Genomic DNA, 5,315 nt, shown 5'->3' on the forward strand with positions numbered 1-5,315 from the left:
TATTTACGCCATCATCACCATCTATATATTCCAAAACGGCACTAATTTTTTCTTCTATTGAAAATTTGGCCATAAAAAAGGCACCTCCAATTGTTAGACCTTCGTCTAACAATTGGGGTGCACTTCATAGTGGGCAGTCTTTTTAAGTTGGTAAATAATAGTTTAGCTGCAGACATAAAAAAGTCAATTTTCTGTCAAATCACAAGATACATAGATGTATCAATATGGTAAAATTGTTGGTAATTGGAGATTGTTTATCACCCCTTGAATACAGGAGGAAAATGTATGAATGAAAAAGCAAAACATAAAATCCGCATGCAAAAAAAGGTTCAAGGAATATACAGAGAGATAAAAAAACAGAAAGAAATAGAACAAGATGACAATATTATCGGAAAAATTATTGTAAACCTTTGTGTAGTAATCATTCTGTTCTTTTTTATAATGAGTACATTATTTGATCTGGGGGTTCAGTTACCAGAGTTTTTTGGGGTATAAAATGTATGCGGAAATTTTTTAGTAAACTTTAAAGTTTAGGAGAGGTAATATTGCTAACAAATTTGTATTTTGTACGCCACGCTCACTCTATTTATTCTTCTGATGAATCAGGGAGGCCTTTATCACAAAAGGGGCTGGCCGACGTAAAAAAAGTAACAGATCTCCTGAATAAAGAAAATATACATGTGGTTATTTCTAGTCCTTATAAGCGGGCAATTCAAACTGTCAAGGAAGTTGGCCTAAAGAGTAGCAGAGAGATAATTATTGATAACAGCTTTAAGGAACGAATGCTTTCAAAAAATGCTGTAGAGGACTTTCAAACGGCGATTTCGAAATTATGGGAAGAGCCATCTTTTTCTTGGGAAGGCGGAGAATCGAATTTAATTGCACAAAAACGTGGAGTCTATGCAACGTTAAATACCTTGGAAAGATTTAAAGGTAAAAATATTGTAGTAGGATCACACGGTAATCTGATTGCTTTAATAATGAATTATTTCGATAAACAATACGATTTAAATTTCTGGAGAGGTTTGGATATGCCGGATATTTATAAATTAAGCTTTGATAAAACAGTATTGAAAGAGGTTGTTAAAATCTGGCATAGGTAAGAGATGTTCACTGGGACTTTGAAGGTATAGTTGAAAAAGATACAGTTATTTTTATTACAAAATGCAACCAATTGTCTTTAACAGACAGCAGTATGGATTAGCCATTATAAAAGAAGATAAAATCACGATATAGGAGAAAATATGGATATACAAAAAGTAATAAAGCTATTGCTGCACAATAACATTCTTCATGAAGCACCACTTGATTATCACAGGTTAAATGGTGGAACGGTAAGTGAGTTGTATGCTCTAAACCTTGATAATAGTAAAGTGGTAGTGAAGAAAAATCAGCCAAAGATAGTGGAAGCAGAGGCAAAGTTTTTGCAATGCTACAAGGATAATTCGTTACTACCTAAGCTTTTATTTGTTGAACAAACAAATGGATATTTTGTTTATTCCTTCATTGAAGGCACTGTGAATGACAAGAGAGTAAATAAAAAAGATATGCTACAAAAGCTTGTACAAGGTCTTTTAAATACATATACCCCTGTAGCAACTGAAAGTGGGTGGGGTTGGGCTGATGAGCCATCGGTATCTTGGGAAGATTTTATTACCGCGGAAATGAAGGAAGCGAATGACATTTTACAGCACTATTTAGACAACTATGTTTATCAGTACATATTGAATGTTGCTACTAAAAGAAGCGGTGAAAGAAAACAATATTTATTGCATGGCGACTGCGGTGTGCACAATTTTATCTTTCATGACAGGCAATTAGCAGGTGTTATTGATCCAACCCCAGTAATTGGCGAACCTCTTTATGACTTAATATACGCCTTTTGTTCGAGCCCAGATGATTTGACGAAAGAAACGTTCAACAGTGCAGTAGGATTGCTAGCAAGCAAACATAATCTGAACGAAGCTTCCCTTTATGAAGAAGTACTTATTGGATTATATCTTCGTCTTGCAACATGCATAAAGCATCACCCAAGCGCTTTAGAGGACTATTTGACTGCATGGAATTACTGGGTCAGGATAGTTGAAGAAATGAATAGGAAATAAAAAAGCACAGAGAGCAATTATTGCCTTTGTGCTTTTACTCTTTTAGTTGTTATCCGAATTATGGTTGTGTAAATATTCCTTCACCCATTTGCACCAATTTAAATACATTTCTGCATAACGGATACCATATTCTGAAGTTATTACAGAGCCTAAATTTGTGTTTGGAGATTTTTCAGAGAAGTTTTCCTGCCATTCTTTTGTCATGCTCAGCACTCTTTCCTCTCTTGTAATAACTTCGTCTAATAACTGAATAATTTCTGCTTTTGACATAATATCAAATGCTGCTGCCTTAATTAGAAATTCATCCTTTATTTTGGCAGGCTTTAATGGGCTATGGAGTATCCAATCCAATAATTCTTTTTTTCCCGTATCCGTAATCGTATATATTTTCTTATTAGGTGAAGAATTTTGGATAATAAGTTCATGCTGCAGCAACTCTTCGTTTTCTAATTTATGAAGCTCTGTATAAATTTGACTATGGGTAGAGTTCCAAAAATACACTACCTGCTCTTTGAAAATATTCACAACCTCATAACCGCTAACAGGTTTTTTTGCAATTATTCCTAATAAAGCATACCGTAAACTCAATGTATCCAACTCTTTTCCATTCTTATAATGTTATCAAATTATACCATAACTCCTTGTCTAAGTTGAATAAAGGCATATATTATTATATTATTAACATATGTCATTTTAGACATATGACTATTTAGGTTAGGAGTGAAGATGTATACAAGTGAATAAAATTACTAAAGGATTCTAAATCCGAAGTTAGTAATTGCTGTTTTAAGTTATAAGGCTAACGGAAATATTAACTACTAAAGAAAAAACTAGAAAGGGCAAATAATTGCCGCAATTCATCCATGTTTAGGCAATTAAGGTATTAGACATATGAAAAAAATATTTAACAAAAAAGTTCTTCTTTCTTTACTAATCGTTATTTTATTAGCTGTTTCAGCATTTTTTGTCTGGACACAGATCACTTATGAAGCAATTGATGATCCAGCAATTAAGATGGACAATAAATATTTTAAGGATGGTGATTGGCTAATTTATGGAGATAAGGACAGTACAACAGGTATCATCCTTTATCCTGGAGCAAAAGTGGAACCTGAAGCATACGGTTACTTAGCACAAGAGCTTGCTAAAAATAATATGCTGGTAGCTATTCCAAATGTAACATTGAATTTGCCTATTTTCGATTATAGTAAAGCTGATGAGCTGATCGGTGAATATAAAGGTGTGGAAAATTGGATTTTAGGCGGACATTCAATGGGCGGAGCGGCAGCAGCGATGTATGCCGATAAGAATATTGATAAAGTTCAAGGGCTAGTATTATTAGGTTCTTACGCAGCTGAAAATGAAACGCTGTCTAGTTCCAGTCTGCCAGTGCTATCCATTAGTGGTTCAGAAGATGGCTTAAGTACACAAGCAAAAATTAAAGAAAATAAACCTTATCTGCCTGATACTGCTGAGTATGTTGAAATCGCAGGTGGAAACCATGCTCAATTTGGTGTTTATGGTGAGCAGTCTGGCGATAATGAAGCCAAAATCAGTGTGAAGGAACAACAAGATAGTATCGTAGACAATATAGAAAAATGGGCAGAAGAGCATAATTGGACTAAATAATTCGAGTAAGGAGTAATGTATGGACAGTTTGTTATTTTTGCTATTTACGATTATATACTTAGTTATCCTTATTATAATCCTTAAAATATTAAAAAAATCTTCTATTTTAAGCCTGTTTTTCCTATTACCAGTCGTAATCGGCCTTTTATACGATAATGGTGTTATTACACTAGGGAAATTTCTTGGAGAAGGAACGCTAGCAGAGAACTTAAATCTCCTGCGCTTTCTTCTTCATGCACTATTCACACCTTTTCTGGTCTTTTATGCATGGGCTGCGATAAAGAAAACAAACAGCCGTTTTGCTCAGAGTGTTAGTTTTCAAATAGCGCCTTTTATCGTAACGCCATTATTAATACTAATAGAACTTTATACAGAAGTGGTTGGCCTGAAAATCGTTCCTAAGTGGGAGTATGGTGTTCTTTCATACAGTTCAGAGCACAGCGGCGGGCCGCCTATTATGGTTATCCTTGTTTCTATTATTCTTTTGATTGCTGCTATTATCGTTCTAATTAAACAAAAATGGATTGGGTTTTTTGTCGGAGCTTTTTTAATGATTGTTATGAGTGCCGTACGAATACCAATAAACAGTAATGCTGTTACTAATCTTTTTGAAGTCGTTTTAGTAGTATCATTGTTATCAACAAGTTTATTCCAAGCAAGAAATCCAGTAAAGTAATAGAAGTTTATTACCCCTCTTTTATAAAGAGGGGTTTTGGGCTGTTTCAAAAGATTTAATGAAACCATTTTCATACGTTTCCGTATATATAGGTAATACTTATTCGGGGGTTTTAATATGATAAAAGTAATTCCTTGGCAATATAAAGCGCTTTCTTCTTTTGATACGATTGTAAATATGCAAGATGGCAACGGAAATGTAATAGGTACTATTAGATTAGAAACAGAGGGGACAACTAAAAAATTAGCAAAAAGAAGTATTCTTGGCCAAAAAGAGGTTTTTGTCAGACAAAACCATATCACAATTCAAAATGCTTCGGAGACAATAAAAATAAAAGCGACATGCGATACAAGCATGTCATCAGCAGCTAATCGTGTATTAAATAGAGAAGTGGTTTATAAAAAGGCTGGAAGCAGCCAAACCATTACACTCACATATCACAATGAAACCGTAAAATATTTCTACGAATTTCCCTTTAATGATGAGATTTATCAACTATTTTTTGATGATGATGGCTTAACATTTGAGATTTTAAAGGACAAATCGTTTGTGGCAAAATATCAGCATCACAGTGAGGATAAGCATATCTTTGAAGTAGAGTCAGCATATGAAGAGGATTGTTGGTTATGGCTTACTTTGTTCATACATTTACATTATAACTTTAATAGAAATAGAGGTATAGTATTTAGAGGATTATCCTAATTATGTGTAACTTGTTTATTATATTATAAAGCTGGTTCTTTATGAAAAGAGTCCGCTTTTTTTTATTTACAATAACTTGTCAAGGCCGATTAAAACTTCCTCAAAATCGCCGGTTTAAAATTCCCCAGAAGGACCTTTCAGTCCTTCTGTTTTTGCGTACTCAAATGCTTCTCTTTTAGTCTGTAACTATCACCTTTCAAGTT

7 protein-coding genes are annotated in these 5,315 nt (G+C 33.9%); 6 read left to right on the top strand and 1 reads right to left on the bottom strand.

Annotation, left to right across the window (positions count from 1 at the left end):
* The first annotated feature begins 285 nt into the window (after positions 1–285).
* The 3 genes from M3600_RS27900 (at position 286) to M3600_RS27910 (ending at position 2,105) form a co-directional block, all read left to right on the top strand.
* Positions 286–495, top strand: coding sequence for a hypothetical protein (locus M3600_RS27900; protein ID WP_233315452.1), 210 nt, complete (start codon positions 286–288; stop codon positions 493–495).
* A gap of 50 nt (positions 496–545) precedes the next feature.
* Positions 546–1,103 (top strand): histidine phosphatase family protein, encoded by a 558-nt coding sequence (locus M3600_RS27905; RefSeq protein WP_233315451.1) that lies wholly within the window; start codon positions 546–548, stop codon positions 1,101–1,103.
* 141 nt (positions 1,104–1,244) lie between these two features.
* Positions 1,245–2,105 carry a phosphotransferase gene (locus tag M3600_RS27910; protein ID WP_251648454.1) on the top strand — a complete coding sequence of 287 codons (861 nt, stop codon included), beginning with the start codon at positions 1,245–1,247 and terminating at the stop codon, positions 2,103–2,105.
* Between the two features lie 42 nt (positions 2,106–2,147).
* On the opposite strand, the gene M3600_RS27915 is transcribed toward M3600_RS27910, so the two are convergent.
* Positions 2,148–2,693 (bottom strand): PadR family transcriptional regulator, encoded by a 546-nt coding sequence (locus M3600_RS27915; RefSeq protein WP_237942490.1) that lies wholly within the window; start codon positions 2,691–2,693, stop codon positions 2,148–2,150.
* 303 nt (positions 2,694–2,996) lie between these two features.
* Between M3600_RS27915 and M3600_RS27920 the strand changes: the two genes are divergently transcribed.
* From M3600_RS27920 to M3600_RS27930, 3 genes are all read left to right on the top strand, one after another.
* A complete protein-coding gene (locus tag M3600_RS27920) occupies positions 2,997–3,734 on the top strand; it encodes an alpha/beta fold hydrolase (RefSeq protein ID WP_251648456.1) in 738 nt (245 codons plus the stop codon).
* Positions 3,735–3,753: 19 nt separating this feature from the next.
* On the top strand, positions 3,754–4,410 hold the full coding sequence (locus M3600_RS27925; protein ID WP_251648458.1) for a hypothetical protein: 657 nt from the start codon (positions 3,754–3,756) through the stop codon (positions 4,408–4,410).
* A 117-nt stretch (positions 4,411–4,527) separates the two neighbouring features.
* Positions 4,528–5,112 carry a hypothetical protein gene (locus M3600_RS27930; RefSeq protein WP_251648462.1) on the top strand — a complete coding sequence of 195 codons (585 nt, stop codon included), beginning with the start codon at positions 4,528–4,530 and terminating at the stop codon, positions 5,110–5,112.
* Positions 5,113–5,315: the final 203 nt, after the last annotated feature.

Origin of the sequence: Niallia sp. MER 6, from assembly GCF_023714395.1 — a bacterium.
In the GTDB taxonomy this organism is placed as follows: Bacteria; Bacillota; Bacilli; order Bacillales; family Cytobacillaceae; genus Niallia.